This is a genomic window from Bradyrhizobium sp., from assembly GCF_049586575.1.
GTDB lineage: Bacteria > Pseudomonadota > Alphaproteobacteria > Rhizobiales > Xanthobacteraceae > Bradyrhizobium.
Genome location: NZ_JBAVCF010000596.1, coordinates 1 through 3,031 on the forward strand (window position 1 = coordinate 1; position 3,031 = coordinate 3,031).

The window sequence follows — 3,031 nt, forward strand, 5'->3', positions numbered from 1 at the left end:
CGAGGTCGATGATGTCGCGAAGGAAGATCTTTCCTTCGTTGAGTTCGTCGCGCCAGATGATGATGGCCTGGAAGGTGAGCGGGCTTTCGCAGAGACCTGCGATCATCGCCTCGCGGCCGGCCTCGATGCGCTTGGCGATCGCGATTTCGCCCTCGCGCGACAACAATTCCACCGTGCCCATTTCGCGCAAGTACATGCGCACGGGATCGTCGGTGCGCTCGCCCGGCTCGGACTTCTTGACTTCGGTGACGGCCTTCTGCGTGACCTCGACGAGTTCGTTGTCGGTATCGTCCTCGGCTTCTTCCTGCTTGTCTTCCTCGGCGTCTTCCTCAGCCTCGGTGACGTTGATGCCCATGTCCGAGAGCATGGACATGATGTCCTCGATCTGCTCGGGCGAGGTCGTATCGGAGGGGAGCACTTCGTTGAGCTGATCGAAGGTCACGAAGCCGCGCTTCTTGGCCTGCTTGATCATCTTCTTGACGGCGGCGTCCGACAGGTCGAGCAACGGCGAAGGCGCGTCGGGCGAATCCTTTTCAGGCGCGTCGGCTGCCTTGTCGTCCTTTTCCTTGTCCTTCACCTGCACCGTCTTCGCCTTGCTGGCCATTCATTAGCTCCCAACCGCGCTTCGATCGCGGGACAAAGTCCATCTCGAAACGCATCAACTCACTCATGACGCGAAAGGGCGGCGCGCAGTTTCGCCACCCCCATCGCTCGCTGGATTTCGCACAATGGCCTTGCTTGCATATTGCGGAAATGGCGGTGCCGTAACCTCGAACAGAATGCGTTGCCGTTTATTCCGAACGCCTCTTTATCGATAAGAACCGGCGGCCGCTAAGCCTGAAAATGCCTCAAAGCCATTAAGCGTCGCTTAACCCTGTTTTTGCCGCCAAACCCCGGGTTTGGCGAGTCTTTTTGCGGTTCCGGCAGCCACCATCCGCACAAATTTGCTCTCACATGCCGCTACGGAACCGGCCGGATGATTCGCCAAATCCTTCGATCATGGCTTCGGTGCCGTCCATTTCGGACAACCTCGCCTTGATATCGCGCAGCCACGCCATGTTGGCCTCGCTCGCATCCTCGCCCAAGGCAAGTTCGGCATCCTTCAATTCCCTAAGTAAGGAGTGGACCTGACGATGCAAGGAGACCAGTTGATGCCATGTGGAAAGAACATCTTCCCGCGCCGCGCCGGCTTTTGCGCCCCACACCGCTCCAGTAGTGATCGCTCCGTCAACCCTTTGAAGTACTTGTGAAAATCCACCCTTCTCGAGATCAGCCCGCAGCTTTTCGCTCTGTTCGGTGGGTTCGGACGATTGATGATGGTCCGCTGCAAAGGCGGCGATGATGGCGGCACGCAGCTTGTGGGCTTCACCATGCGGAAGGTCGAGCGCGGCCACCTCTTCGAGATGATCATGCAACAACCAGGGATGGTTGAGCAGACATTGCAGGATCAGGGCCTCGCGGCGCGACATCGCGCTGCGCTGGCCGCGCACCAGCGGGCTTGCCGCGAGTTGCGAACTCGCCGCCTGATAGGGGCCACCGCGCAAGGCGGCGCCGGGACCTGGAGGACGGCCACCCCGCGCGTCGAATCGGCCGCCGCCGGGGGCATTCCGGGGGGCAAAACGCCGGGGTGATTCGGTCCCGTACGACCCTGCTGCGCCATAGCGGTAACCACCCGAATTGCCGCGCGCCACTTCGGGCGCGAACATCCGAGCCAAACGCTCGGCGAGATCCTGGCGATAATAGCGCCGCACGACTTCGTCACGGATGGCGTTGGCCATTTCACCGACGCGCTTCTCCAGCGCCGCGCGCCGCTCCGGCGTCGCAAAGCTGCCGCCCTCGATCTCGCGCGACCAGATCACCTCGACCAGGCCGCGCGAGGCCGAAATCACGTCCTCGATCGCGGAACGGCCGCCGGCACGCGCAAGGTCGTCGGGATCCTGTCCTTCGGGGAGCAGCGCAAAGCGCAGGCTTTTACCGGCCACGAGATGCGACAACGCCAGATCGGCCGCGCGCCACGCCGCCTTTTGTCCGGCGCGGTCGCCGTCGAAACACAGGATCGGCTCGTCCGCCATCTTCCAGAGCAGCGTGAGCTGGTTTTCGGTGAGCGCGGTGCCGAGCGGCGCAACGCTTGCGGGATAACCGGCGCCGACCATCGCGATCACGTCGACATAGCCTTCGACCACCACAATCGGACTGCCGTTGTGCGCGGCCTGGCGCGCGGTGGCGAGGTTGTAGAGATTGTCGCCCTTGTGAAACAGCGGGGTTTCCGGTGAGTTCAGGTATTTCGCCGGCACGTCCTTCTCGAGCGCCCGGCCGCCGAACGCAATCACGCGCCCGCGCGCATCGGTGATCGGAAACATCACGCGGTCGCGGAAACGATCATAGGGCACCGGGATGTCATCGCCGCCGATCAGAAGACCGGTTTCGACCATATCCTCGACCGAGATGCCCTGACTGCCGAGATGCTCCTTCAACGCAAAACGTTCGCCTGACGCGTAGCCGAGACGGAATTGCAACTGCGTCGCCGGCGAGATCGCGCGATCGGCGAGATAGCCGCGCGCTTTCGCCCCAAATCGCGAAGCGAGCGTATCGGCAAAGAATTTGGCCGCGAGTTCCATCACGTCGTGCAGTGTCCTGCGCCGCGCTTCGTGACGCGCGGCGTCGGGCGTCGCCGCCGGCAATGGCAGCCCCGCCATGGCGGCGAGCCGCTCGACCGCTTCGGGGAACGAGACGCCCTCGGTTTCCATCAGGAAGTCGAAGATGTTGCCGTGCTTGCCGGTCGAGAAGTCGTGGTAAAACTGCTTCTGGTCGTTGACCGTGAAGGACGGCGTCTTCTCTTGTTGAAAGGGAGACAACCCCTTCCACTCCCGCCCCGCTTTCTTCAGCTTCACGCGCCGGCCAACGACTTCCGAGACCGGAAGCCGGGCGCGCAGCTCTTCGAGAAATTCGGGCGTAAAGCGCATGGCTTTTCAAGTTTGGGTGAGTCGGGGCTAACCGATCACCGATATAGGGTGCAGGGGCCGAATTACGA

2 protein-coding genes are annotated in these 3,031 nt (G+C 62.2%); both read right to left on the reverse strand.

The features are described from left to right. The coding region (locus WB528_RS22300; protein ID WP_423890746.1) for an RNA polymerase sigma factor region1.1 domain-containing protein at positions 1–604 on the reverse strand (604 nt) is incomplete at its 3' end. Positions 605–950: 346 nt separating this feature from the next. Next, positions 951–2,963, reverse strand: a complete 2,013-nt coding sequence (gene dnaG / locus WB528_RS22305; RefSeq protein ID WP_423890747.1) for a DNA primase — start codon at positions 2,961–2,963, stop codon at positions 951–953. Positions 2,964–3,031 lie beyond the last annotated feature (68 nt).